16 protein-coding genes and 1 tRNA gene are annotated in these 26,462 nt (G+C 67.7%); 12 read left to right on the top strand and 5 right to left on the bottom strand.

All coding sequences use genetic code 11. The annotated features are described in order from the left end of the window. Positions 1-75 precede the first annotated feature (75 nt). On the bottom strand, positions 76-1,545 hold the full coding sequence (locus tag R2J75_RS08685) for a leucyl aminopeptidase (protein WP_243333751.1): 1,470 nt from the start codon (positions 1,543-1,545) through the stop codon (positions 76-78). 176 nt (positions 1,546-1,721) lie between these two features. Between R2J75_RS08685 and dnaG the strand changes: the two genes are divergently transcribed. From dnaG to R2J75_RS08660, 5 genes are all read left to right on the top strand, one after another. Beyond that, positions 1,722-3,464, top strand: a complete 1,743-nt coding sequence (gene dnaG, locus R2J75_RS08680) for a DNA primase (RefSeq protein WP_243333750.1) — start codon at positions 1,722-1,724, stop codon at positions 3,462-3,464. Positions 3,465-3,650: 186 nt separating this feature from the next. Next, positions 3,651-5,363 (top strand): RNA polymerase sigma factor RpoD, encoded by a 1,713-nt coding sequence (rpoD, locus tag R2J75_RS08675; RefSeq protein ID WP_308220519.1) that lies wholly within the window; start codon positions 3,651-3,653, stop codon positions 5,361-5,363. A gap of 143 nt (positions 5,364-5,506) precedes the next feature. Beyond that, positions 5,507-6,478, top strand: coding sequence for a serine/threonine protein kinase (locus R2J75_RS08670; RefSeq protein WP_243333748.1), 972 nt, complete (start codon positions 5,507-5,509; stop codon positions 6,476-6,478). After that, positions 6,475-10,545, top strand: coding sequence for a translocation/assembly module TamB domain-containing protein (locus R2J75_RS08665; RefSeq protein WP_316411502.1), 4,071 nt, complete (start codon positions 6,475-6,477; stop codon positions 10,543-10,545). Before R2J75_RS08670 ends, R2J75_RS08665 begins: the two co-directional genes overlap by 4 nt. Further along, positions 10,542-10,769: a MoaD/ThiS family protein gene (locus R2J75_RS08660; RefSeq protein WP_243333744.1), complete on the top strand. Its 228-nt coding sequence runs from the start codon at positions 10,542-10,544 to the stop codon at positions 10,767-10,769. Before R2J75_RS08665 ends, R2J75_RS08660 begins: the two co-directional genes overlap by 4 nt. A 25-nt stretch (positions 10,770-10,794) precedes the next feature. On the opposite strand, the gene R2J75_RS08655 is transcribed toward R2J75_RS08660, so the two are convergent. Both R2J75_RS08655 and purD read right to left on the bottom strand, forming a co-directional pair. Next, on the bottom strand, positions 10,795-11,739 hold the full coding sequence (locus R2J75_RS08655) for an isoaspartyl peptidase/L-asparaginase family protein (RefSeq protein WP_243333743.1): 945 nt from the start codon (positions 11,737-11,739) through the stop codon (positions 10,795-10,797). A 50-nt stretch (positions 11,740-11,789) separates the two neighbouring features. Beyond that, entirely contained in the window at positions 11,790-13,100 is a 1,311-nt protein-coding gene (purD, locus tag R2J75_RS08650) for a phosphoribosylamine--glycine ligase (protein ID WP_243333741.1), read from the bottom strand. A 48-nt stretch (positions 13,101-13,148) separates the two neighbouring features. Here purD and ruvA point away from each other — a divergent pair, with 48 nt between their 5' ends. The 6 genes from ruvA (at position 13,149) to R2J75_RS08620 (ending at position 17,866) form a co-directional block, all read left to right on the top strand. After that, positions 13,149-13,739 (top strand): Holliday junction branch migration protein RuvA, encoded by a 591-nt coding sequence (ruvA, locus tag R2J75_RS08645; RefSeq protein WP_243333739.1) that lies wholly within the window; start codon positions 13,149-13,151, stop codon positions 13,737-13,739. Then, positions 13,736-14,674, top strand: coding sequence for an NAD(P)-dependent oxidoreductase (locus R2J75_RS08640; protein ID WP_243333738.1), 939 nt, complete (start codon positions 13,736-13,738; stop codon positions 14,672-14,674). The genes ruvA and R2J75_RS08640 overlap by 4 nt, the downstream gene beginning before the upstream one ends. A gap of 18 nt (positions 14,675-14,692) precedes the next feature. After that, positions 14,693-16,225 (top strand): tetratricopeptide repeat protein, encoded by a 1,533-nt coding sequence (locus R2J75_RS08635; RefSeq protein WP_316411501.1) that lies wholly within the window; start codon positions 14,693-14,695, stop codon positions 16,223-16,225. Positions 16,226-16,249: 24 nt separating this feature from the next. Next, entirely contained in the window at positions 16,250-16,594 is a 345-nt protein-coding gene (gene secG, locus R2J75_RS08630) for a preprotein translocase subunit SecG (RefSeq protein WP_243333733.1), read from the top strand. Between the two features lie 42 nt (positions 16,595-16,636). Further along, positions 16,637-16,722 (top strand) — tRNA-Leu (locus R2J75_RS08625). 49 nt (positions 16,723-16,771) lie between these two features. Further along, positions 16,772-17,866 carry an A/G-specific adenine glycosylase gene (locus tag R2J75_RS08620; RefSeq protein ID WP_316411500.1) on the top strand — a complete coding sequence of 365 codons (1,095 nt, stop codon included), beginning with the start codon at positions 16,772-16,774 and terminating at the stop codon, positions 17,864-17,866. A gap of 108 nt (positions 17,867-17,974) precedes the next feature. Here the strand turns inward: R2J75_RS08620 and R2J75_RS08615 are convergent, their stop codons facing one another. After that, a complete protein-coding gene (locus R2J75_RS08615; RefSeq protein WP_316411499.1) occupies positions 17,975-18,418 on the bottom strand; it encodes a hypothetical protein in 444 nt (147 codons plus the stop codon). A gap of 40 nt (positions 18,419-18,458) precedes the next feature. Continuing rightward, a complete protein-coding gene (locus tag R2J75_RS08610; RefSeq protein ID WP_316411498.1) occupies positions 18,459-20,135 on the bottom strand; it encodes an aspartate:alanine exchanger family transporter in 1,677 nt (558 codons plus the stop codon). A gap of 813 nt (positions 20,136-20,948) precedes the next feature. Between R2J75_RS08610 and R2J75_RS08605 the strand changes: the two genes are divergently transcribed. Next, on the top strand, positions 20,949-26,462 hold the full coding sequence (locus R2J75_RS08605) for an RHS repeat domain-containing protein (protein WP_316411497.1): 5,514 nt from the start codon (positions 20,949-20,951) through the stop codon (positions 26,460-26,462).

The following is a 26,462-nucleotide window of genomic DNA, read 5'->3' as shown; positions in this document are numbered from 1 at the left end:
TGAGGCATCCAAAAAAAAAGAGGGGGAAACCCCCTCTAATTTATTCATACGTAGGTATGAACTATTTCGGACCGTCTACCCCAGAATCCAGTCCAGCAGCCAGCGCGGTCCCTCGCCCGTGGCGCCATGGGGCCGGTAGTCCCGTTCGGAGGAGGACCAGCCGCCCGCGAGGTCCACGTGGGCCCAGCTGTGGAGCGTGACGAACTCGTTGAGGAAGAGGCCCGCGGTGATGGCGCCGCCGTAGCGGGTGCCGGTGATGTTCTTCACGTCGGCGACCTTGCTGCGCAGGCCCTCCTTGTAGTCCTCCACCAGGGGCAGCTGCCAGAGGTACTCGCCGGTGCGGGAGCCGGCGTCGAGGAGCCGCTCCACGAGCTTCTGGTCCGTGCCCATGACGCCCGAGACGCCGTCGCCCAGCGCCACGACGCAGGCGCCGGTCAGGGTGGCCAGGTCCACGATGTGGTCCGCCTCCATCCCGGACGCCCAGTCCAGGAGGTCGGCGAGCACGAGGCGGCCCTCGGCGTCCGTGTTGAGCACTTCGATGGTCTTGCCGCTGCGGCTGCGGAGCACGTCGCCGGGCTTGTAGCTGGCGCCGCCGGGCATGTTCTCGACGAGGCCGAGGAGGCCCGTGACCTGGACGGGGGCCTCGGTCTGGGCGCAGGCCGCGAGGGTGGCGAGGACGATGGCCGCGCCGGTCATATCGTCCTTCATCGTCTCCATGTTGGCCGCGTCCTTCAGGGAGAGGCCGCCGGAGTCGAAGGTGACGCCCTTGCCCACGAGGACGATGTGGCGCTTGGCCTTCTCCTTGGGCTTGTACTCGAGCTTCACGACGCGGGGGGTGCGGGCGGAGCCGCGGCCCACGGCGAGCACGGCGTTGAAGTTGCCCTTGGCCAGTTCGTCGGGGCCGAGGATCTCGATGCCCAGCTTGTGCTGCTTGGCGATCTTCTGGGCCTCGGCGGCGAAGGATTCGGGGTACAGGTCGGCGGGGGGGGTGTTGGCCAGGTCCCGCACCCGGTGGCAGGCGGCGACGCCGGCCTCGATCTGGGGCAGGCGGCGGCGGGCCTTGCGGGTGTCGTCGCCGTTCGTGAACACCTCGACGGACTCGAACCGCTTGGGCTCGGGCTTGCCCTTGTAGGTCACGAAATCGTAGTCGGCCAGGAGGATCCCCTCGAGGACGGCCACCTGGACCTCGTCATGGTCCAGCCCGGAGGTCGACGGGGAGACGATCCCCACCTTCCGCCACTTCTTCTTGAGGGCGAAACGGGCGGCAGTTCCGACTGCCTTGCGGATTTTGTTGTGGGTAACCGCCTCTTCCTCGCCGAGTCCGACGAGAAGCATCCAGCGGCATTCCTTCACGCCATTGGGATGATGAAGCGGGACAACTTCAAGATAGTCGGCCTTGAAGTCGTTCTCATCCATGACCTGACGCGCGACTTTGCTGATGGCAAGTGGCAGACGATGACGTTCGCGGCCCGAAAAGACGGGCACGATGAGCACGTCTCCGGAAAAGTCTTTTCCCGTCTGGGAACTGATATCGATACTGGGCATTACGCTCCTCCCTGGAACCGGTCCCCCTATTAATAACCGCTCCAGGGCCCCATTGCCACTTTTTTGGGGGTTAACAGCCCTCGAAACCCAAAATTTTAGCGTGCCATTATCGGACGCCACCTCCCCTCCCCTTGCCTCCCGGCCCCTTCTCCTGCACCCTTGAACGGGGAAGGTACATGCGGGACAGGGAGCTGGTGCAGCGCGTCAAGGACGCCACGGACCTGGTGGCGCTGGTCGGACAAGCGGTCAAGCTTCGCCGCCAGGGCTCGGCCTGGAGCGGCCTCTGCCCCTTCCACAGCGAACGCACCCCCAGCTTCCAGGTGGTGGCCGACCGGGGCTTCTACCACTGCTTCGGGTGCGGCAAGCACGGCGATGTCTTCACTTGGATTATGGAGCGGGAGGGGCTGACCTTCCCCGAGGCCCTCGAGCAGCTGGCCCGGGCCGCGGGCATCGATCTGCCCCGCCAGCGGGAGCGCCCCGCCGCGGAACTGGACCTGGAGGCCCGGGTCCGCCTGGCCCTGGAGACCGCCCAGGCCTTCTACGAGCGCCGCCTGGCGGACACGCCCAAGGCCCTGGACTACCTGCGCGGCCGCGGCATGACCCCCGACTTCATCCGGGAGGCCCACCTGGGCTACGCCCCGGACGCCTGGGAGGCCCTCGTCACCCACTTGAAGACCCAGGGGTTCTCCCTGGAGGTCCTGGAGCAGGCCGGCCTCGCCTCCCGCAGCGAGCGGGGCAGCCACCTGGACTTCCTCCGGGACCGGCTCGTGATCCCCATCCTCGACGCCCGCGGCCGCACCATCGCCTTTGGCGGCCGGGCCTTCGGGGACGCCAAGCCCAAGTATCTCAACACGCGTGAGACGGCGGTCTTCCAGAAGGGCTCCGTGCTCTTCGGATTCCACCGGGCCAAGGGGCAGCTCCGGGACGGCGCCCTCGTCGTGGAGGGCTACTTCGACGTGCTCCAGCTCCACCAGGAGGGCATCCACCAGGCCGTGGCCCCCCTCGGCACGGCCCTCACCGAGGCCCACCTGCAGATGGTGGGGCGGTTCACCAAGCGCCTCATCCTCTGCTTCGACGGGGACGCGGCCGGCCTGCGCGCCATGGAGAAGAGCCTCCGCCTCGCCCTGCCCCTGGGCTTCGACGTGCGGCTCCTCCTCCTCCCCCAGGGCGAGGACCCGGACACCTGGTGCATGACCCTCGGGCGCGACGCCTTCCGGGAGCTGATCAGCCGGGCCCCGGGCTGGACGGATTTCATCATCGGCCGGGCCCTGGAGGGCAAGGACCTGCGCCGGACCACGGACCGGATGGAGGCCCTCCGGGACCTGGCCGGGTTCCTCACCTACCTGCCCGCCAGCCCGGAACAACGGGAGTTGTTCGCCAGCCTCGCCCACGAACTCCGGGTGCCCCTGGAGGAGCTGGACAAGGCCGTGAAGGCCCGGTTCCAGGCCCCCGCGGAGGAGCCCGCCGCCCTGGCCCCGCCCCCGGCCGAGGTGGACGACCTGGTCCGGCCCGTGCTGCGCCTGGCCAAGGATCCCGCCTTTCTCGCCCAGCTGGCGCAGGCGCCCCCGGCCTGGTGGGAGGCCCTGCGGGGCGCCCCCCTCGTCCAGTGCGTGCTGGACGCCGGCGGGGACGACTTCCAGATCCCCGAGGGGGCCCTCGCCCAGATCCGGGCCATCGAGGCCGGCTGGTCCGCCAAGGACGACGCCGAACTGGTGCCCGACCTGGTCCTCCTCAAGCTGGAGATGGCCTATGTGGAGCGTGAAAAACAGACGCTTGCCCGACAGCTTCAGGACCCGGCCGTGGCCACGGATCCCGACCTCACCGCCCGGATCACGGAGAAGGTCGCCGGCCTGCTGGCGCGGGGGGCCCAGCTCCGGGCCAGCCTCAAGGATCTGCGGCGCCGGGCCCTGGCCCGGTAAACGTTCTCCCTGGAAAGCGCATCTAATTTTGGCGTTCCCCCTTGCGTGGGGGAACACATTACTTATACTGGGTAGTTCTAGGTGCCTTGCATGATGGGTGTACTCTGCCCTCGACTCGACACTGAGGTTTTCCATAAGCGGCTGACACCTTGGATCGACGCGATCCCTTGGTTCTTTGAGGTTTGAATGGATCCACACCCGGCCCGTGAAAGCTACTACCAGCTCACGAAAGCGCTGATCTCCCTGGGCAGGACCCGCGGCTTCGTCCTGGTCGACGAGCTGAACGCCTTCCTCCCAGGTTCCGCCTCCTCCCCGGAGGACGTGGAAACCCTCATGGGCATGTTCGCCAAGCTCGCCATCGGCGTCGGCGCCACCGAGGCCGAGGCCCTGATGGCCCGCGAGCAGTCCGAGACCGAGGCCGTCTTCCCCGACGCCCCCGCCAAGCTGGACAAGGAACTGGAAATCGACATCGACGGGCCCGACGCCGACAAGTTCAACGACCCGGTCCGCATGTACCTCAAGGAAATGGGCACCGTCCCCCTGCTCAAGCGGGAGGACGAGGTCGAGATCGCCAAGCGCATCGAGGTGGGCGTCCGCAGCGTCATGCGGGCCCTCTCCCGGTCCCGCCTGGCCTCGAGCCTGCTCATCGACATCGGCCGGATGCTCAAGGAGAACCCGGGCAAGATCCGCGAGGTCGTCGGCCTCTCCGACGAGGTGGACGAGGACGAGGACGCCGAGAACACCTCGGCCACCCAGCACGTCCACCACCAGTTCGAGAAGCTGCTGGTGTACGAGCAGGCCCTCCAGGAGCTCCTGGAGCTCAAGGCCAGCGGCAAGACCCTGCCCAAGAAGCGGAACCTGGACCGGGAGGTCCTCCTCGCCCGGGGCCGCGTCAGCCGCCAGATCCGGCGCCTGGGCCTCAACAGCCTGGCCGTCACCCGCCTCATCGATCGCATCACCCACCACCACATGCAGGTGATGAACGGCGAGCGCAAGCTGCGCGAGCTGCGGGACCGCCTCAAGAACCCCGCCTTCGCCAAGATGAAGGACCGCTACCTGGGCGACATCGCCCACATCGAGGGCGAGCTCGCGCGCTTCTTCGCCAAGTACGAGACCGCCAGCGAGCAGTTCCACGCCGACTACAACAGCCTCAAGCAGGCCGAGAGCATCAGCCGCGCCGCCAAGGCCGAGCTGATCGAGGCCAACCTCCGGCTCGTGGTCTCCATCGCCAAGCGGTACACCAACCGCGGCCTCCAGTTCCTGGACCTCATCCAGGAGGGCAACATCGGCCTCATGAAGGCGGTGGACAAGTTCGAGTACAGCCGGGGCTTCAAGTTCTCGACCTACGCCACCTGGTGGATCCGCCAGGCCATCACCCGCGCCATCGCGGACCAGGCCCGCACCATCCGCATCCCGGTGCACATGATCGAGACGATCAACAAGCTGATCCGCACCCAGCGCGAGCTGGTCCAGAAGCTGGGCCGGGAGCCCTCCAGCGAGGAGATCGCCCACGCCATGGACATGCCCGTGGGCAAGGTCCGCAAGGTCATGAAGATCGCCCAGGAGCCCATCAGCCTCGAGACCCCCATCGGCGAGGAGGAGGATTCCCACCTCGGCGACTTCATCGAGGACAAGGGCGTCGTCTCCCCCGTGGAGCAGGTCGTCAGCCAGCGCCTCAAGGAGACCGTGAACCAGGTCCTCCAGACCCTCACCGAGCGGGAGGAGAAGGTCCTCCGCATGCGCTTCGGGGTGGGCGACGAGGCCTCCGAGCACACCCTGGAGGAGGTGGGCAGCGAATTCGCGGTCACCCGCGAGCGCATCCGGCAGATCGAGAGCAAGGCCCTCCGGAAGATCCGCCACCCCCGCTATTCCAAGACCCTGAAGGCCTTCCTGGGCTGACCCCCGGAGCCTCCGCCAACGCCGCCCGATCGGGCGGCGTTTTTTCAGGGAACGGCCCCCCCGGAAGCCGGTTTCGACCAGCCGGGGCCTTGCCGGTTGACTTCCGGCGCCCGGCACGGGACGCTCAAGGAAAGAGGCCCACCGTGCTTTCGAAAGACCAGATGCTGGGGAAATACCAGATTCTCGACCGCCTGGGTGCCGGCGGCTTCGGAACGGTCTACCTGGCCATGGACAAGCTCCTGCACCGGAAGGTGGCCCTCAAGGTGCCCCATCACCAGGGCGACGAGCAGGGCCTCCTGCTGGAGCCCCGCATCATGGCGGCCCTCAAGCACCCCAACATCGTCGAGCTGATCACCGTCGAGAAGAAGGACGACACCTTCTTCATGGTCCTCGAGTACGTGGACGGCGAGAGCCTCGACAAGCTCATCCGCCGCGAGCGCTGCCTCGCCCCCTCCCGGGCCCTCGAGATCGCCATGGACGTGTGCGCCGCCATCGGCTTCGCCCACTCCCAGCAGGTCCTCCACCGCGACCTGCGGCCCGCCAACATCCTCATCACCCGGGACGGGGTGGCCAAGGTCACCGACTTCGGCACCAGCCGGATCCTGGAACTCCAGAAGGAGGGCTTCGCCCGGACCCGGATCGGCTCCCCGCCCTACATGGCTCCGGAGCACTTCCGGGGGCGGGCCGTCTTCCAGAGCGACCTGTGGTCGCTGGGGATCACCATCTACGAGATGCTCACGGGCACCGTCCCCTTCTACGACGCCGACCCCGTGAAGATCGCCCAGGCCTTCCAGAGCACCCCCATCGTTCCCCCCCATCTCCGGAACGCCCAGGTCCCCCGCCCCCTCAGCGAGGCGGTGATGAGGGCCCTGGCCGTCAACCTGGGCGACCGCTATTTGTCGGCCCAGGAATTCCTGAAGACCCTGCGCCCCCTGCGGGAGGGCGTGGCCCGGGAGACCCGGCCCGTCGGAACAGCCGTCCTGGCCGGCGCGATCCCTGCGCCCGCGGGCCGCCAGCGCCTTCCGGGCGTGACCCACCCGCGGCTCTGCCGGTTCTGCTATCGTCCCCTTTCGAGGACCGCGGTGACCTGCCCGGCCTGCGGCGAGAAGAATTGAACGAGGCACCGAACCCCCCATCCGCCCTCCGACGCGCCTGGTCCCGACGCTGGGTCCGCCGCCTCACCTACCTCCTGGTCTCGGGCGCGGGGCTGGCGGGCCTGGGGGCCTTCCTCATCACCCGGCCCAGCGTGGACCGGTGGATCGTGGCCCGCCTGGACGAGGCCATCCGCCGCGAGACCGCCCTGGCCTTCACCGCGGAGCGCCTGGAGGTCCATCCCTTCCAGGGCCGCTTCATCCTCCACGCCCCCACCCTGGGGGGCGACCTCTTCCAGGCCCGCCGGGTCGAGGTGGAGGTGGAGTACAGCTCCCTCCTCCGCACCCCCCACGTGCGCCGGATCCTCGTGGACCGGCCCGCCCTGGTGGTCGACGCCGCGCGGCTCGCCGCCATCCGCCTCCGGGATCGGCCCCCCAGCGGCAAGGAGACCTCCTTCCGCATCGACCGCCTGGAGATCCTGGACGGGAGCGTCCAGGTCCACGAACCCGCCTGGGGCCTGGAACAGACCTCGGCGGCCTTTTCCGTGGACGGCCGGGGCCGCCTCCCCAACCAGATCTGGCTGGACGTCCGGGTGCCCACCTTCGCCACCGGCAAGGGCCCGGCGCGGCTGAAGGGGGACGCCTCGTTCAAGTTCCGCGCCACGGACAAGGGCCTCGACACGGCCAACATCCGGGTGCGCCTGGGGGACTCGGCCCTGTCGGTGCTGGGCTCGTACGCCTTCCCCACCCGGGTCGTCAACGCCGAGGCCAGCGGCAGCCTCAACCTGGCCGAAGCCCTGCGCCTGGTGCCAGGGGCCCAGCCCGGGCCGCCCCCGGCCTCGGGCTTCCTGGAGGTCAAGGGACGCATCCAGGGCCCCGTGAAGGATCCGGCCTGGACCCTCACCCTGGACGGGCGCCAGATCGCGGTCTCCGGCTCCCCCCTCCATCCCGGGACCCTCCGGGCCGCCGCCAACGGCGCCCCCGGGCACCTGGCCCTCACCCGCATCGCCTGGGAATCCGCCGACGGCCGGATCACGGGGGAAGGCGCCTGGACCCGCCAGGGCGGCACCCGCGTGGACCTGTCCGCCGAGGGGGTCTCCCTCGCCCCCGCCGCGGTCTACGCCCGGAACGAGCTCCTGCAGGGCCTCACGGGCCGGTTCAAGGGCACGGCGGCCTTCCCCGGCCCCCCCTGGGCGGCGCCCGACCTGGAGCGCACGACCTTCCGGGGCTCCGGGGAGTTCCTCAAGGACGGCCATGCCATCGGCACCGTCTCCCTGGAGGTCGCGGACCGGCAGCTCCGGGCGGAGCATGTGGAACTGCAGCTGCCCGAGGGCGGGTTCCGGGGCCGCGCCTCGGCCCGGCTCACCCGCAAGGGGCTGGGCAGCCTCGAGGCCGAGGGCGAGGTCCGCACGGACGCCGCCGACGTGGCCAAGACCCTCCGGGCCTGGAAGGTGACCGACCTGGACATGTCGGGCCCCACCCAGGCCCGCACCACCCTCACCTGGACGCCCGCGGAGGGCCTCGTCCTCGAAGGGCAGGTGGACGTCACGAAGCCGCGCTGGCATGGCGCCAACGCCGACCGCGTCCGGGCCGCCGTGGCCATCCGGGAGGACGCCATCACCATCTCCGGCATCCAGCTGGAGAAGGGCGAGGGCCGGGGCAGCGGCGACATCTGGATCTCCTGGTCCAAGGCGCACCCGGAGGAGGACGCCATCGACATGTGCTTCCAGGCGGAGCGCCTTCCCGTCAAGGAGGGCCTGCGCGCGGCGGACCAGGGCGACCTGGACCTGGAGGGCACCGCCACCGGCTGGACCCGCCTCCACGGCCCCCTCGGCGCCCTCACCCTGGACGCCCACTTCACCGTGGAGGACGGGCGGGTCTACGGCCTGACCATCCCCCGGGCGGAAGGCGACTACAGCCTCGACATCAACAGCCTGCGCATGCGCGCCTCCAACATCCGGGTCACCGAGCTGGGGCCGGGGGGCACCCCCGACGACAGCCACCTGGACCTCCGGGGCGCCATGACCCTGGACGCCTCCCGGGCGACCTGGACCGTGGACATGAACGGGGCCCTGGACACGTCGGCCCTTGGCCTGCCAGGTCCCCCCACGACAGGCCGGGTCACCGCCCGGCTGGATGGGCCCCTGACGGCCCCCCTGGGTCCCAGCCAGGCCCCGGAAGGGGTCGTCTCCCTTGCCGGCGGGCGGGTGGCCCTGGGCGCCCAGGCCCTCGAAGGCCTCGAGGCGGGCATCCAGTTCCGCGACGGCCGGCTCGACGCGCAGATCGGCCTGGACGGGGCCACCCTGCCGGTGCTCATGGTCCAGGCCAACCAGGTGGGCCAGGACCGCCTGTCGGCGGAGATGGACGTGGTCGTCTCCCATGACAGCGTGGATATCCCCGCCCTGGCCCGGCGCTATGCCCAGGGCTTCGTGAAGAACCTCGACCTGGCCTTCCGGGGCACCGCGGACTGGACGCCCAAGGGCCTCGCCTGGAACGGGTCCCTGGACCGCTTCCAGGGGACCTTCGAGGGGTTCCAGCTGGCCCAGGCCGCCCCCGGCACCGCCACGGGCGACGCCCGGGGCCTGAAGGCCACCCTGGACCTGGAAGGCCGGACCCTCAGCCCCCAGGGCGACCCCTCCGCCAAGGCCACCCGCCTCCGCCTCGGCGGGCGCGTCCCCTTCTCCCCGTCCGGGGAGCTGGGCCTGCGCCTGGAGGGCGAGGCCGAGCTGGGGAGCGTCAAGGCCCTCGTCGATCACCTGGCCGAACCGGGCCAGTATGGCCTGCTGGCGGACATGAAACCCGCCGGGAACGCCACCCTGGACCTGCTGGTGGGCGGCTCCCCCTCCGCCCCGACCCTCGACGGCCACCTCACCCTCACGGGGGGCCGCCTCTCGGAGCGCACCTACCCCCAGAGCATCGAGAACCTGGATTTCACGGCCCACTTCAAGGGCCGGGACGTGACCATCCCCCAGGACGCGCCCCTCCGCGGCGTGCTGGCCCAGGGGGCCCTCGCGGCCTGGGGCCGCGTGAGCTGGGGGTTCGAGGGCCTCACCTCGTACGACCTGAACGCGAGCCTGGCCGATGCCCAGTTCCGCGACCTCCCCGAGGGCTTCGAGATCAATGGCTCCTTCAACGGCTTCCTCCGCGGCAACGACCGGGACGGCGGTCTCCTGAAGGGGACCATCAAGGCCAAGAGCATGCTCTACCAGGCCGACCTCAATTTCACGGACCTGGTGCTCGCGGGGGCCATGGGCGGGACGCCGCTGAGCCTGGATCCGTCGGACCCCCTGACCCGCATCGAGCTCGACCTCGATCTCCAGATGAACCAGCCGTGGGAGTGCGACACCAACCTCCTGAAGCTCCAGGGCCGGCCCTCCGGCGCCTTCCGCATCGCCGGCAGCCTCGCGCGGCCCGGCCTCCGGGGGCGCATGGAGCTGCTTCCCGGCGGGCGGATCACGAACGTCGTCCCCGCGGGCGACGTCATCCTGGAGCGCGGGTCCATCAGCTTCCCCGACCCCGGCGTGTTCAATCCCGTCTTCGACGTGCACGGCCACGTGGACGTGGACCCCTACCTGGTCAACCTGGACATCACCGGGAGCCTCGACGCCATCAACGCCCGGCCCAGCTCCACCCCCGCCCTGCGCTCCGACGAGATCTTCGCCATCCTCCTGGATCCGTCCGCGGTCTCCAAGGTGGGCAGCTCCCAGGGCAACCCGTCGCAGGCCTCCGTCAACACGGGCCTCTTCAACCAGGGCGCGGGCCTCCTGACCTCCCTGGTCCTCTCGAGCCAGCTGGAGCGCCTGCGCAAGACCCTCTTCCTGGACCGGGTGAACTTCGCGTACACCGGCACCACCAACGTCAGCGTGACCCTGGAGAAGAGCTTCAGCCTCCTGGGGCGGCGGGTGCCCCTCATCGGGATGTACAAGCAGGAAGGCAACCAGACCATCATCACCGGCAACGTGGAGTGGCGCTTCGGCAACCTGGTCCTCCAGCTCGGCGCCCGGCAGACCACGGGCGGCACCCTGGGCGACACGTCGAACCAGGGCGTCCAGCCCTCCGGTGAAATCCGCTACACATGGACGCCCAAATGATCCAGGTCCAAGCCTTCGCCCGTTACCGCGGCCTCCTGGGCTTCCAGGCCGAGGCCTTCCCCCTGCCCGAGCCGCCCACCCTGGAGGCCCTCCTGGCCCACCCCCGCCTGGCCCCGCTGCCCGCGGACGCCCTGCTGGCGGTCAACCAGTCCTTCGCGCCGAGGACCGCCCCGCTCCGGGATGGGGACGAGGTGGCGCTCATGCCCCCGGTGAGCGGCGGCTGATCGGGATCGCCCGGAGCCGGCCCGCTCACGCCCCCCCGAACAGCTTCACCTCGTGCACGCCGGTGCTCAGGCGCACCGCCCGGAACATGCCGGGGGTCGTGAAGGGGAGGGTGTAATGCCCCTGGGCGTCCAGGGCGATGAGGCCGCCCGGGCCGCCCATGCGGGTCGCCTTGTCCAGGGCGTCCGCCGCGGCCTTGGCGAGGGCGTCGCCCTTGTACTCCATGCGGGCCGACACATCGTGGGCCACGGCGGCGCGGATGAAGAACTCCCCCCAGCCCGTGCAGGAGACGGCGCAGGTGCGGTTGTCGGCGTAGGTGCCGGCCCCGATGAGCGGCGCGTCCCCCACCCGTCCCGGCAGCTTGTCCAGCATCCCGCCGGTGGAGGTGGCCGCGGCCAGGTTCCCCTTCCGGTCCAGGGCCACGGCCCCCACGGTGTCCCGGGTCACGGGCTTGTGGGCCTTCTGGTAGGCCTCCCACTGCGCCGGCGTGCGGAAGAAGGTGTTGGGCACCGGCTCCAGGCCCTGGCTCCGGGCGAAGGCCTCGGCCCCCTCCCCGATCAGGAGCACATGGGGCGTGCGGTCCATGACGAGGCGGGCCAGCCCGATGGGGCTCTTCACGTGCTGGAGGCCCGCCACCGCGCCGGCCTTGAGGGTGGCCCCGTCCATGATGGCGGCGTCCAGCTCGTGGGTGCCCGCGCGGGTGACGGTGGCGCCGATGCCGGCGTTGAAGTGGGGATCCTCCTCGAGCACCCGCACCGCGGCCTCCACCGCGTCCACGGCGCTGCCGCCCTTCTCCAGGATGGCGTAGCCCGCGGCCAGGGCCCGCTCGAGCCCGTCGCGGTAGGGCTTGTCCGCCGGCGGGGGGTAGCGCTGGGCGGTGACGCTCCCGGCCCCGCCGTGGACGACGAGGCCGAAGGGGGCCTGGGCGAAGGCCAGGGCGCCGGCGAGGAGCAGGAGGGCGAGGCGGATCATGGGCGGCTCCGGGGATGCCCCCAGTATGCCCCGTCCGGCCCCGGGACGGTTCAGCGGAAGGGGTCGGCCACCGTGCGCCCGGCCTGGGCGTGGTTCAGGGCCCGGAGGCCGATGTCCGACCGGACCTGCATGCCGGGCCATCGGACCTCGGCGAGGGCGGCGGCGATTCGGGCCCGGGCGGCGGCCAGATCCGGTGCGGTGGTGGCCAGATTGAGCACCCGTCCGCCATCCGTCACCCACCCCTGGGGGGTGCGGCGGGTGCCGGCGTGGATGACCGTCACGCCCTCCGGCGCGCCCAGGTCGATGGGCACCCCCTTGCGGGGCGTGCCGGGATAGCCCTCGGCGGCGAGGACCACGGAGATCGCGCAGCCCGGCCGCAGGCGGAGGGCCCGGCCCTCCAGCCTTCCCTCGGCGACCTCCAGGAGGAGGCCCGCCAGGTCCTCGTCCAGGAGCTGCATGAGCACCTGGGTCTCGGGATCGCCGAACCGCACGTTGTATTCCAGGAGCTTCGGCCCCGCGGGGGTCCACATCACCCCGAGGAAGAGCACGCCGCGCCCGGCGAGGCCCTCGGCCCGCAGGCCGCGGACGGTGGGCTCCACCAGCTCCGCGCGCATGCGCTCCAGGTCCTCCGGGGCCAGGAACGGGATCGGCCCGAAGGCCCCCATGCCGCCCGTGTTGGGGCCCTGGTCCCCGTCGCCGATGCGCTTGTGGTCCTGGCAGGGCGGCAGCATCGCGTAGGCGGCCCGGTCCGGGCCCGCGTCCACCAGGACGTGGAGGCTGAGCTCCATGCCCGTGAGGGGCTCCTCAAGCACGACGGTGCGGGAGGCGTCGCCGAACTGGCCCGCCATGAAGGCGTCGAGGGTGGCCAGGGCCTCCTCCCGGGAGGCGGCGAGGACGACGCCCTTGCCCGCGGCGAGGCCGTCGGCCTTCAGGACGATGGGGAGGCCCCATTCCCAGGCCTCCACGGCGGCGCGGGCGGGCCCGGGCTCGGAGAAGGTCAGGCTGCGGGCGCAGGGGATGCGGTGGGCTTCCATGAAGGCCTTGGCGAAGGCCTTGCTCCCCTCCAGGCGGGCCGTGGCGGCGTCGTGCCCGAAGACGGGAATCCCCAGGGCCCGGACGGCGTCGGCCAGGCCCGCCACCAGGGGCGCCTCGGGCCCGACGACGACAAGGCCGGGCCGGTGCTCCCCGCACCAGGCGGCGATGCCCGCCACGTCCTCGGCCCCGAAGGGCAGGCAGGTCCCGAGCGCCGCGATGGCGTCGCTCCCCGGCGCGGCGAACAGCTCGACGGGCCTGTCCCCCGAGACGAGCCTGAGCGCCATGGCGTGCTCCCGTCCCCCCGAACCCACGATCAGGATCCTCATGCAACCCCCTCCCCCTAGATCCTACTTCCCTTGGGCTATCCTAGGGGCATGATCGGACGCCTGAGAGGACTGCTCATCCAGAAGACCACCGGCTCGGCCCTGGTGGAATGCGGCGGCGTGGGCTACGTCTGCGCCATCTCCCTGGGCACGTACGGCCTGCTGCCCGAGGAGGGCCAGGAGGCGGTGCTCCACGTGGAGACCCTGCTGCGGGAGAACGACCTGAGCCTGCTGGGCTTCGCCACCCGGGAGGAGCGCCAGTTCTACCGGCTCCTCGTGAAGGTGGAGGGCGTCGGCCCCAAGCTGGCCCTGGCCGCCCTGGGGGCCCTGCCCCTGGCGGACCTCGTCCAGGCCGTGCGCGGGCGGGACGTCAAGGCCCTGACCCGCATCCCCGGGGTGGGCAAGAAGACCGCGGAGAAGCTCTGCTTCGAACTGTCGGAGAAGCTGGGCGGCATCGTGGGCCTGGACGGGCTCGGCGAGGCCGCCGGCCCGAAGGACGCCTGGGAATCCGACCTCCTCTCCGCCCTCACCAACCTGGGCTTCAAGGACGAGGTCGTGCGGCCCGTGGTGAAGGAACTCGCGGCCGAGAAGGCCCCCCTGCCCCAGGCCCTCCGCCTCGCCCTCAAGGCCCTCCAGCGATGAACACCCGGATCCTGGCCACCTCCCCCCTCGTGGGCAACGCGCTGCAGGAGCTCGGCGCCCGGTTCCCCGAGCTGACCATCGCCCCCTTCCGCTCCATCGCGTGGAAGATGAGCCTCGCCCACGCCGAGGCCCTGGTCCTCCTCCTCTCCGAGCCCCTGACCGAGGCGGACCTGGACCTCGCGCCCAGGCTGAAGGCCGTGGGCACCTTCTCCGTGGCCGTGAACCACCTCCCGGTGGAGGCCTGCCGCCGCCGGGGCATCGAGGTGGTGAACACCCCGGGGGTCCTGGCCGACGCCACCGCGGACCTGGCCCTGACCCTCCTGCTCTCCCTCACCCGCCGCGTGCGGGAGGGGGAGCTCCTGGCCCGGTCCGGCGGTTGGAAGGGCTGGGCTCCGGACCAGCTCCTGGGGACCTCCCTGGCCGGCAAGACCTGCGGCATCCTGGGAGGCGGCCCGACCGGCAAGGCCTTCGCCCGCCGCGCCTGGGCCCTGGGCATGCGCCCGGTGTTCTGGGACCGCGAGAACAAGGGGACCCCCGTGGATTTCGGGGCCGGCCTCGCGCGGCGCCTGCCCCTGGCCGACCTGCTGCCCCAGAGCGCCGTGCTCTCCCTCCACTGCCCCCTGACGCCCGAGACCCGGGGCCTCCTCACGATGCCCATGCTCCTGCGGCTCCCGGAGGGCGCCTTCATCCTCAACACCGCCCGGGGCGGCATCCTGGACGAGGAGGCCGCCATCCAGTTGCTGCACCAGGGCCGCCTCGGAGGCGTGGGGCTGGACGTCTACGAGGGGGAGCCGGCCATCAACACGGGGTGGCTGAAGGCCCCGCGCACGGTCCTCCTCCCCCACCTCGGCAGCGCCACCCGGGAGACCCGGGAGGCCATGGCCCGGCTTCTTTGCGATGGCATCGCCCGGACCCTGGGAGGTAAGCTGGGGTGATACCGCTGGAGGTTCCAAATGCCCCGTCAATGGCTCCGGCTGCTGGACCCTGAAATCCACGAGCTGCGTCAGGAAGAAGGCAAGTCGATATCCGCAAGCCTGCACTACGGCCGCGCCCTGAACTTCAGGAGCGTCCACGAGGACGCCCAGGAGGTCCTGGACCGCGCCCTCGCCCTCGAAAGGACGGACGGCGACCTGTGGTTCGAACGGGTCATGGCCCAGGGCGACCACGGCACCCCCGCCGACCTCGAGGCCCTCTACAAGGAACTGGCCGTCCTCTGCACCGAACGGCCCCGCGACGCCGCGGTGATGCGCAACATGGGCTTCGTCCGCATCCTCCAGCAGCGCATGGAGGACGCGGAGAGGCTGCTGCGCCAGGCCCTGGCCGCGGACGGCGCGGACGCCAAGACCCTCGAGCTCCTGGGGCTCCTGTGCATCCAGCAGGAGAATCCGCAGGAGGGCAAGGCCTGGCTCCTCAAGGCCCTCACCCTCCAGCCCCGGGATCCCCGCACCCTGCGCCTCCTGGGCCTGACCTGCATGGACCTGGGCGACCTGAAGACGGCGGAGACGCAGTTCCTCGCGGCCCTCGAGCAGGAGCGCGAGTACTTCTGGGGCTGGCACAGCCTCGGCGAACTGCTCCTCAAGCGCGGGGAGCTGGAGGAGGGCATGCGGTGCATCCACCGCGCCCGCTCCATCACGCCCCGCGAGCCCGCCAGCTACTTCATCCTCGCGGAACTGTTCTCCGAGCAGGGGCACCTCGAGCTGGCCCAGGGCGAGCTGCACCAGCTCACCTCCATGACCGCGCCCCCGGAAGTGCTCGGCGAGGCCTACGCCATGCTGGGCGAGCTCCGCCGCGACCTGGGCGACGCGGAAGGCGCCACCTCGTACTTCTCCCTGGCCACCGAGACGTCGCCGGCCTCCGCCGAGCCCTGGGCCGCCCTGGGCGACATGGCCCGGGCCGCCTCCCGCTGGGACGAGGCCCTGACCTGCTACGGCGAGGCCCTCAAGCGCCGTCCCGGCGCCGCGGATCTGCGGGTGCAGTGCGGGTACGCCCACCTCCACCTGGCCAGCCACGACGAGGCCGTGGCCGATTTCCAGGCCGCGCTCCAGGCCGACCCGGGCGAGTACAGCGCCTTCCTGGGCCTCTCCGAGTGCTACCGCGCCCTCGGACGCGGCGAGGACCAGCTCCAGATGGTGGCCCGCGCCATGGAACTGGCGCCGGAGGATCCGGACGTGTGGAACGCCCGGGGGGTGGCCCTGGAAGTGGCCGGCCGCAACGTGGAGGCCACCGAGGCCTACGAGCGCTCCCTCGCGCTCTTCCCCATGCACCGCAAGGCCGCCAACAACCTCGGCTTCCTGCTCGAGAAGCGGATGGCCGCCGGCGAGGCCGGGCTGCGGGAGCGCGCCACCGAGGCCTGGAAGCGGCGCCTCCTCATCTGCCGGGACGAGGGCCAGAGCCTCAAGATGGCCACGGAGCACCTGGCGAAGCTGGGTGTTGGAGATGACACCATCCGCCGTTGGCTGGAGCGTGACCCCGCGCCCGGTTCCTGATAGGATTGGGGGTTCGGAGCTTGCATGAACGGATTCCTCCTGACCCTCTATGTGATCGTGAGCCTGCTGCTCATCGGCGTGATCCTCCTCCAGCCCGGATCCAAGGGCGGCGGCCTGGGCGCGACCTTCGGCGGCGGGGGAGCCAACTCCGCGTTCGGCGCCCGCGGCGCCGCGCCTTTCCTCGCCAAGTTCACCTACTGGCTGGCAGGCATCTTCATGGTCGTCTGCCTTGTCATCGAGGTGCTGATCGTGCGCCAGAACCGCTCCGTCCTGGACCGCACCTCCTCCAAGGCGCCGGCCACCAAGGCCGCTCCGGCCCCGGTTCCGGTCCCCGCCGTTCCCGCGCCGGTCGATCCCGCCAAAAAGTGAGGATTGACGCCCGGCTCAAGCTGTGGCAAGCTTGAATTTCCGGCCCGCGTGGTGAAATTGGTAGACACGCCATCTTGAGGGGGTGGTGGCCACAAGCCGTAGCAGTTCGAGTCTGCTCGCGGGCACCAGTCGGAACAGCGCTCTTCGGAGCGCTGTTTTTTTATCAGGATGGACGCCATGGAACCCTCAGCCGCCAGCCTGTTAGCTCCTCTCGCGCCCTGGTTCGACGCGGTGCGGCGGCCCCTGCCCTGGCGCGCCGGCGACCTGGACGCGCCCCATCCCGATCCCTACGCCGTGCTGGTTTCGGAGCTCATGCTCCAGCAGACGCAGGTGGCCACGGTGATCCCGTACTTCGAGCGCTGGATGGCGCGGTTCCCGGACGCCCAGGCCCTGGCCGGCGCCTCCGAGGAGGCGGTGCACGCCCTCTGGGCCGGCCTCGGCTACTACCGCCGCGCCCGCAACCTCCAGGCGGCGGCCCGCGCCGTGGCCGAGGGCGGTTTTCCCCGCGACCTGGCGGGGCTCCAGGCCCTCCCGGGCCTCGGCCCCTACACCGCCGCCGCCGTGGCCGCCCAGGCCTTCCAGCTCCCCGCGCCGGCCCTGGACGGCAACGCCTTCCGCGTCACCGCTCGTCTGCTTGGACTCCGGGAGGACCCGCGTCGGCTGGCCGCTGAGCTCCGCGCCTGGCTCATCCCCGCCCTGGAGGCCCACGGCCCCTCCCGCATGACCCAGGCCCTCATGGAACTGGGCGCCACCGTGTGCGTCCCAGCCGCCCGCTGTGGCGCCTGCCCCCTGGCGGAGGCCTGCGAGGCCCGGCGCCTGGGCCTCCAGGCCGTCATTCCCCCCGCCCAGCCCAAGGCCAAGGTCACCGAGGTGGACCTGGTCCTGGCGGCCATCCGCCACGGCGACGCCTGGCTGCTGCGCCCTCCCGCGGCCCGGGGCCTCCTCGCCGGTCTGTGGAGCTGGCCCGCCGCGCCCATCGCGGCCGGGGACGGCCCGTCGCCCACGCCGCCGATGGGCTGGGAGGCCACCCTCCTGCCCGGCTGGACCCAGGTCTACACCCACCGCCGCGAGCGCGTCCGCCCCCTCCTCGTGCGGGCCCCGGAGCTGGCGGCCCCCCAGGGCTTCGCCTGGGTCCCCGCCGAGCGCCTGGGAACCCTGCCCATGGGCCGCCGCGACCAGCGCCTGCGGGGCCTCCTGGAGGGCCCCGTGGGCCTCCTGCCGCCCGATGGGGAGACCTGGAAGGCGCTGCTCGGGTTGCTCGGGTTGGGTTAGCGCCGGTTCCTGGGGCGCGCGGGCCCCGGGGGCGCCGCCGGAGCTGGCGAAAAGCCAGACGCGGAGGCGGTGGCGAGGGCTTCGGGACCGGCGTCCGGAGATCCGGGGTCAGTCGCGACCGTGCCCCTTGCCGTGGCCCTTGCCGCGGCCGCGGCCCGGGCGGTCATCGGGGGCGCCGGCTTCGCCGGAGAGCCGGAAGTCGCCGTTCTTCAGGCGGTGGAAGGCGGCGGAGCCGGGCTTGATGCCCAGTTCCTTGGCCAGCTCGCCCCAGCCCTTGCCACGGCGGCTGCGGTACACGTCCAGGACCTCCCGGTGGGGGCGGCCCGTCATCTCGGCCATCTGGAAGACCATGAAGGCATCGGCCGGCTCGCGCACGTCGCCCAGGACCAGCCGCACCGCCGCGTCCCCCACATGGAACTGGCTGGCGACCTGCATGGCGAACCCATTCCGGTCCGCCTGCGCCCGCACGTTCAGGTTGTTCAGGAATTCGTCCAGGCTCCCGGCCTGGAGCTGCAGCCCCAGAGCGAGCACCGCCACAGCGAGGATGCGCATGGGTCCCTCCTTTCGTGCCAGGACCCCAGGGTACTCCCGATCAGCCCGCGAGGACCAGCAGGGCCTGGGCCAGAACGATCTTCAGGATCGTGGCCAGGGGGTAGACCGCGGCGAAGCCCACGTTGGGCAGATCATTGCGGGACTGCTGGGTGGCGTAGCCCAGCACGACGGGCTGGGTGTGGGTGCCGGCGACGATCCCGAAGAGGACGTTGAGGGGGATGCGGAAGAGCTTGTGGCCGATCCAGTAGGCCAGGGCGTCCGCCACGGTGGCCACGATGAACGCCCCACCGAGGAAGATGGGGAGCCAGGCGAGGTTGCGGGAGAGAATCTGCCGGAACCCCTCGCCGGAGATGACGCCGATGCCCGCCGCGAAGAGCACCAGGCCGAACTGCCGGACGGTGTGGTTGGCGCTGTAGGGGATGTTCCAGATGAAGTGGCCGAGCCGGTGGAAGCGCCCGAGGATGAGGCCCACCACGAGCGGACCTCCGGCGAAGCCGAGCTTGAAGACGATGCCGTGGCCCAGGGGGAAGGGGATCTGCCCGACTGCGAGGCCCAGGGCCAGGCCCATGGCGAAGGTGAGGAAGCTGGCCTCGGAGAGCTCGCGGTAGCTGTCCCCGAAGAGCTCCTCCACGGCGGGGATGTTGTCGCGGGCGGTCATGACGCGGATGCGGTCCCCCAGCTCGAGGACGGTGTCGGCGTCGGGCACGGACCACACGTCCCCGCGGCGGAGGCGGCTGATCATGCAGTTGTGGCGTTCCGGCAGCTGAAGGTCGCGCAGGGGCCGGCCGATCATGTCGTGGTTGCTCACGAACACGCGGGTGGAATCGTATTCGCTGATGTCGTGCTGGAGGGCCACGTCCGCGTCCCGGCCGAGGAAGGCGATGGCGCGGTCGATGTCCTCGGGGGCGCCGACGATGACGAGGAGGTCGCCGCTGCGCAGGGCCAGGTCCAGGGGCGCCATGATGAAGTGGTCGTTCCGCTTCAGGCGGTTGAACACGACCTTGCAGTTGGCCTGCTCCCGCAGGTCCACGTGGGTCTTCCCTTCCCCGCGCTCGGTCACCTCGATGGTGCGCGCCAGGAGCCGGGAGCAGCCCGCGTTGTAGCCGCGGAGGCCCTCGGCCTCCTTCTGGACGTCGACCTTGAACAGGCGGCGGCTGAGGGGGATGCTCAGCATGGGCACCAGCACGCCGATGGGATAGGCAATGGCGCTGGCCACGGTGGGCTGCGCGATGGCCATGGTGTCGGACGTGGTGCGCTTCACGGCCTCGATGACGCCGGCGAGGGCCGGCATGTTCGTGAAGGTGCCGGCCAGGAGGCCCGCGGCGTAGCGCCCGTCGAAGTGGAGCAGCCGCGAGAGGCCGATCACCAGGACGGTTCCGGTGAGCATCACGGCCGCCACGGTGAGGTTCTTCTTGATGCCCTCCTTGCTGAAGGAGGCCCAGAAGCTGTGGGCGATGGCGAGGCCCATGGCGTAGACGAACACGGCCAGGCCGAGCTCGTAGATGAGCTTCATCTCGCGGGAGACGTCCTTCTTGAGGGCCGGATCCAGGTCCGGGGTCACCACGAGCGCGCCCAGCGCGATGCCCGCGAAGAGGATGCTCGCGATGCCGAAGGAGGCCCCGGCGATCTTGATCTTGGAGATCGGGTACCCCAGGGCGACGACCGCGAAGAGGAGGAGGAGGGGATTATGGGCCAGCAGGTGGACGAGAAAGGACATGGAGGCTCCCCCGGCTCAGGACCGGATCGTCTGAAATTCAATGCGGGCGCACCTTTGCATGGACACGCACCGCCTGCAACGCCATCTTACCGATGCCTGTTCGGTCCTTCGTCACACCTTCGGCCGGTTGTGACATTGTAACGCTCCGGCGCGGCAGGCCTGGGCCGCTTGAGATGGCGGGCCCTGCAAGGCCGCGGCGAACAGGCTCGCCGCCTTCCGGAAGGGGTCGTGGGCAGCCGCAGCCCTCCCGCGCCCTGGGGGCTGCCTGCGCTCAACGCGTCGCGACCTTTGAGCGACGACAACGCCCCGCATGGAACCCCAGGCTTCGATCTCCTCCTGCACCAAACCCGCCACCCAAGCGCCAGGGTTAGCCGAACTCTGATCTGGGTTGTGATAAACCCTTCAGCTTGTTCCTACTGATGAGGGGTCTTCCACGCCGGATCGCCTAGATCAGATGCTGAACCGAGAGAAATTCTCGCCCAATATAAGCAGAACATTTTTATATGTCTATTTTAAAGTCAACGTTCAAATTAGGTGACAAGATCGCATTTCTAGGATGTTGGATCCAAACCAAGTTCAAGAAACATATGAACATCTACGCTTCTAACCCATTGTGGCACTTAAAATACATCCTCCTTCAATTTCCTGCTTTGCGGATATTTGGGCCCATGCCATAGTGGGTGATCATCTGTACCATTAGCTTATTTCATAACATCAGGCCGGTTCCTCTCGCAGGGTTATCACCCTGCGGGCGAGCCATATACCTCATCTTGAGGTAAAGCCCATTCCAGCCCTTCGCCCAGAGGCATTGTCATGGTTCCAAACGTCTTCTCGCGCTGGCTAGTCGTTGCTCGAATGATCGTTCCAATTGCCCTGCTCGTTGCAGGGCCCTTGGGTGCCCAAACCTACCAATCCAGCTTTTCGGAGGTGAAATTCGATCGAACAAAAGGGCCTGCGACCTTTGCGGCAGGCATCCAGGTGGATGCCGCATCCGGTGCGGTAAGCATGGAAGTACCTTTTGGGCCAGGAATTGGTGAAAGGGGACTTCGGTTCAGACCTCTTCTGTCGATGCGGCTATCGCCTCAGGTGAGCATCAGCAGCACCTTGGAGCGCAATATCACTTCCTACCTCGGTGAAACGCCGCTCTATCTTACCAACAGCGTGGACACGCTTTATGAACGTGCCTCTGGCTCGGCCAGTTTCTCTCCAGGAACGTTTGACCTATCCATGCCTGGTGGCGGTACGACATTGAGTAATTATTCACTGCCAGGGGGGGGTGGGGGGACCATGCATGGTGAAGTCCCCTCTGGGATGGGGCCAGCAGAGGCCAGATCACTCTTGACGCGATTCGGAGTCGCGGGAGACATTTCCCGCATGTCGGGTCAGGCTGACAATAATGGTGGCCTTTTCATTCGGATCGGATCAAGCGGACATTTGATTATCGGGTTGGCTAATCCTGGCAACAATATTTTCGGGACCGATGAGGTCCAGACATGGTCAGATGAGAGTTTGACGGGATCCCTGATCGGCCAACAGCGTATGCCTAGGCGAATTCTTGTGGTTGCAGGTGATCTGGCTTACGAATTCTCATATACAAGCCATAAATACATATCAAAATATGTTCCATACATCACCTATTCTTCAAGAACGCCCCTCATTGGTGGGCACTATGTAATTACACGAATGATGAACCGTTTTGGTGAATCCATCGGATTTACTTATGATCCGGATGGGGTTGGATACACCGCGACTTGGAGCACCAACAACGCGGTAAAAATCCGAGTTCAGGCTCAGCCCGGCAATCTTCCGACACCTTCCATGCCGCTGCTGGGTCGGTCTGATTTTTCTATGAATCCTCCCAAGCGGATCGTGGTCAGTTACCAAGGTCTGAGCAAACCCGTTTCCACCTATCATCTGGACGTTGCCACCACCCAGAACGGCGGAACGCTCACAGGAGCCTCCATCGGGGGGCCGACCAGTTCTCTCTCTCTGGCCGTGAACGGATGGCCGATGAAGGACGACTCCTGGGGCTCAGAAATCGCCAATTTACAACCGGTGAGCGTGGTTCAGGAAGAAACTCAGGAGTCTATTGCCTTCTGGTACACCAAGGGCGTTCCCGTCACTTGGGACAGCTTTACGGTACAGCCGACAGTCCTTTACCGCGTCACCTATCCGACGCGAGAGGTATCCCTGACGTGGAAGCCCTATAAATACCAGCCGAATTATGAACCCAACGCCTGGGGCCCCCTGCCGGGGTCTCGCAAGCGTCCCTCCTTCGCCTACGGCGTCACTGAAATCGCCGACACCGCAGATGGTGTCACCCGAAAGACGGTTCACGACCGCACGGTGCCCCAAATGAACTGGGGCACTGATGCGGCCTCGTGTGACGCGCCAGGCAGTGAATACTGGGTATCGACGAGTTTTCACACGGCCATCACACAGCCGGATGGACAAGTGGTTGTGCACCGCTTCGTGGAACCTGACACCAGCGGCGGAACCGCGGCCGGTGCCTACATGCGGACGCTCGGTTACTTGAAGCATATCGAACGGGAAGTGCGCTTTTACGAGCCTGGCGCAGCGTGGGCCAGCGATTTGGCGACGACAAGCCCCAGTGGAACCTCGGCCTACAAGGTTGTCCTCAAGGATCGGTTGGAATTAAGGTCCACCCCTGATGTCTCGGGAACCGCAGATCGGTACTCCACCCCATACCCGACCCGGACACGCACCTGGGACAGGGATTCGCGAACCCTCGTCACCGAAGAAATGGATGGCTGGAGCCCCAGCCAGTACGCCTGGACGCTTAGTCACCGGACGACCGCCATTTCTCCATCATTCACGCTGGATTTCGACCTCCTCGGGTTGGCCCAAAACGGACGATCCTACGCTTCCCCGGGGGCGACGATGGGCACAGAAACGCTTACGACCAAGGCGTTCAGCAACCTCGTGGGCGAATGGCTTTTTGGCCGTGTCACCTCTGAGTCGCAGGCCCGGTCGCAGGACAATACAGGGTTGAGTGTGGCCACAGGCGGACCGGCTCCAATCACCCGTACGTATCACCAGACCTTGAATACCCTCCTCAGCCAGGTGTCCGGTGATCCTGCCACCCTAGGGGTGACCACGACCCTTGAACACGCCGGCGAGTCGGGCCTGGATGGCTATAAATTAAACAAAGCCTTCCTGTCCAGCGACCAGGATTCCGCCTCGGGCAACCGCGTGGGTGTAAGCGCGTATGGCTATGACAGCAACGGATTCATCAACAGCATCACGGTCAAGCCCTCCGGAACGAGCACGCTGACGTATCGGCAGGACCAGGATGAAATTGGACGGCCTACGGGGCAGTACGACCCTGATCAGCGGAAGACGACGATCGATTGGGACAGCGCCGGACGCCTCGCCAGCATTCTGCCGCCAGGCGGGGATGTGGGCATGACCATCACCTATTCGGATTCTGACCACCGCGGCGTCCAGGTGACCCGTGGCGACCAGTGGACCGAATACCGTTTCAATGGGTTTGGCGAACTGATCCTGGAACGGCGCCGAACCGTGGGAGGAGATTATTCCCACAAGGTCTACGGCAGGGACATCATGGGGCGCCAGACAGGAGAATCCGTCTGGTTGTCTGGAATGGGAGCTGACGACGAGGCGCGATGGATGATACCGAACCTCGTCCTCGAGGTTGTGCAGACGGTCACCATCCCTGGTACCTCGGTATGCAAGAAATGGGGGCCAGCAGATCCGGAGACGGGAACCCGCGAGTGCCTTCAGTGGCAAACGACACCGGAAACGACCGTGACCACCACGCTCCCGCGGCTCTACCCGGGTTCTGGCGTCTCCCTGGACGCTCGTGGCCGGGTGATCAAGGCCCTCACGCCCGTGGGGATCAAGACCGTCACGTCGTACCCTGTCGGGGATGGGTTCCAGAAACAGGTCACGGTAGGGGATACCCAAACGACCCGGTTCCAGTACGACTCGGAGGGCCGGCTCAAGGCCGTCATCGACGCCAAGGGGCAGCAGACGCGGTACGGGTACGATGCCTCGAACAGGATCTCCGTGGTTCAGCAGTCGGACCTCAGGGGTCATACGCAGGTCAGGACCTGGGCCTACAATGCCCTTGGATGGTTGGCCAGCCTGTCCCAGCCCGAAAGTGGCGTCACGACGTACGCCTCCTGGACCCTGATGGGGAAACCACGCGCGACCAGCTACAACGGCCGTTCTGTCGTGACCGATTATGACGACCTGGGCCGGCCTACGGCTTTGAGGTTTGATGGCAGCGGCGTCAATAGCCAGACCTTCACCTACGATCCCGCCGGTGGACGCGGCAAGCTTCTGGCCAGCACCGATGGTGACATCCTCACGACCTATGGCTACAACACGGGTACGGGCCGCCTGGAATCCCTGGTGACGACGGTGGGCGGTGAATCCTTCACTCAGACGTTCGGCCATGATGGATACGGGAACCGGACTTCCGGCACGACCAGCCATTCAGGATGGACCCAAAGCTACCATACGGTCCTGGGTCTTCCGAACATCCTGTTGAGAGGCTCGACCATCGTTGCCTCCATGCCCGCGCCGAACTATGACGCGGTCAGCGGCCAGCCTACGGGCATTGACTATGGCAATGGGGCCTACTCTCGTTTCACCTATGACGCGGACCAGGCGAGATTCGCATCCATCAAGCATTTCGGCGCATCGAACACGTCCCTCGAGAGTTGGGAGTACGGGTATGACGGAATCGGGAGGATCAAAGAGGTGCGCGACCTTCAGCTTGGCGTTTCCGATACCTTCGGCTACGACGAGCTGGATCGACTGACCGCCGCCGTCATCCGCAGTCAGACCTACGGCGAGCAGCACCAATCCTTTGACTACGATGGTTTCGGGAACCGGATTTTGTCTCAGACGACCAGTCCCGGAACGGTGCCTTCGAATTTGATCAACGTTTCGTTCTCTCCGGACGATCCCGCCCTGTTCCAGTCCAATCGGTTGCCGGCAACGGGCACCAACGGGGCGGACACGGGCGCGAGCTATGATTTCCAGGGGAACCTCACGCAGGTTTTCGAAGCACCGGGCGCTTCAGGGCGGTCCATCTCCTTGACCTATGACGCGCTGGCCCGCGTGGTCGTGATGGAGCAGCCAGGGAGAAATTACGCGGAGGTCTACCAATACAGAGCAGATGGCCTGCGAACCCTTATTCATGAATACCAAGGAACTGTGCTTCAGAAGTCCCGCCTCCAGATCTACAACGATGCAAGGCAGCTTGTCTGTCAGTACGAGCGGGTCCCTGGGGGCCCGTGGACGTGGGAACGAGATATCCTCTACCTTGGAACCCGGGAGGCTGGGGAGTTCGATGCGAATGGCTTGCATGTGACACAGGTGGACCACTTGGGGAGTCCGCGGGTGGTGACCGGACCGACCGGTGCCTTGGAGGGACGGCAGAAGTTCATGCCGTTCGGTGAACTGCTGGAAAGCTCCATGGCCTACAAGACGGCCAAGGGGTATACCAACCACGAGCAGACCGATATCTCGGGGCTGATCTACATGCAGGCGCGATTCTACCTGCCCATGTATGGACGTTTCGCCAGTCCCGACCCGGCGCGGGACCAGCATTTTGAGCTGACACAGAGCTGGAATATATACTCTTACGTCCGTAATAATCCTGTTACTGGCATTGATCCCACTGGACTGTTGGCCGGGGAGACCCCAAAGATGCCATCGGGAAATACTGAAATAAATACAGATGGAACATCACCAAGCGCGACTTCCGCCACGGTCGTGGGTGGTGAAAATACTGATCTAGAAGCCAGTGTGGCAAAAAAGAAAGAGGCGTCGCAAACAAAAGAGAACAATACGACCGGGTTCACCAAGTTTGAAGATGCGGTCAAGGGGCTCAGGGATCAAATCGTAGCTGACCACAAAGACGTGAGCGAACGGGAGTACGGAGCCCAGATATATTCCTCTGAGGGCAAATTCCATTACGGTACGATCCAGAGAGGAATTACTGCCAAAGAGTCAAAGGACGGTCAAGCAACGGTAGAGATCTTCTCCAAGGATGCTCTCAAGGGCATCCCGAAGGGAGCGACCCTGGTTGCAGGATTCCATACCCATCCGAAGGCTTCAGGCACGGGGCTATCAGGCAACGATTTGTTGGGAGTTGCCAACATGAGATACAAGGCAACCCATGGGCAAAGCCTGTATGGCTATAAGGTTGATCCTGGTTATCACGGGAACGTTTGGCGAGTTGGGGATCAGGGGATTCTTGCATACAGGTACCCAGGTAAACCGACTGAAATCTTCAATGACGCCAATGTGAAATACGATTGGAGATTTTAA

Origin of the sequence: Mesoterricola sediminis (genome assembly GCF_030295425.1) — a bacterium.
Taxonomy (GTDB): Bacteria; Acidobacteriota; Holophagae; order Holophagales; family Holophagaceae; genus Mesoterricola; species Mesoterricola sediminis.
This window is presented reverse-complemented; position numbering and strand designations above follow the sequence as displayed.